Origin of the sequence: Streptomyces sp. NPDC001933, from assembly GCF_042890955.1 — a bacterium.
GTDB lineage: Bacteria > Actinomycetota > Actinomycetes > Streptomycetales > Streptomycetaceae > Streptomyces.
In genome coordinates this window covers 300725-301400 of the sequence record NZ_JBIASS010000007.1, presented here as the reverse complement: position 1 = coordinate 301400, position 676 = coordinate 300725, and the positions used below count along the sequence as shown (strand labels likewise).

Below are 676 nucleotides of genomic sequence, written 5' to 3'. Positions count from 1 at the left end.
CGACGGGTCCGACGGGTGCGACCGGCCTGCAGGGTCCGACGGGTGCGGCTGGTGCCGACGGCCTTGACGGCGCGACGGGTCCGACCGGTGCGGCTGGTGCCGACGGCGCGACCGGCCCGACGGGTCCGACGGGTGCGGCTGGTACCGACGGTGCGACGGGTCCGACGGGTCCGGCCGGTGAGGCTGGTGCCAGCGGCGCGACCGGCGCGACGGGTGCGACGGGTGCCACCGGTCCGGCCGGGCCTGTTGGCCCGTCCCAGACTGCTACCAGCGCAGCCACGTCCATTCCCGCCGGCGGCAGTGTCGAGAACATCATTGCCACTTGCCCTGCCGGGACCGTGCTGACCGGGGGAGGCGCCGTGAACCAGCTGCAGAACGATGAGATCCACTGGACCGCGAGCTACCCGGACACCCCGACCAACACCTGGCACGTCTCCGCGTACAACAGCGGTGCCGGCCCGCAGACCGTCCAGTCGTACGCGGTCTGCATTCCTGCTTCTGCATGACCTGAACAGTCCTGAGGGGGCTGTCCCGAACCCGCCCAGGGATCGGGACAGCCCCCGGCCGCGGGGGGGGGGGGGGGGCGGGGGGGGGGGGGGCGGGGGGTGGTGGGGGGGGGGGGGGGGGGGCGCCGCCCCCACCCCCCCCCCCGCCCCGCCGGGGGGGGGAAATAGTG

1 protein-coding gene is annotated in these 676 nt (G+C 75.7%); it reads left to right on the top strand.

The genetic code is table 11. From position 1 onward, the window contains the following. The first annotated feature begins 359 nt into the window (after positions 1 to 359). Positions 360 to 506 carry a hypothetical protein gene (locus ACFYY7_RS20055; RefSeq protein ID WP_266694022.1) on the top strand — a complete coding sequence of 49 codons (147 nt, stop codon included), beginning with the start codon at positions 360 to 362 and terminating at the stop codon, positions 504 to 506. Positions 507 to 676: the final 170 nt, after the last annotated feature.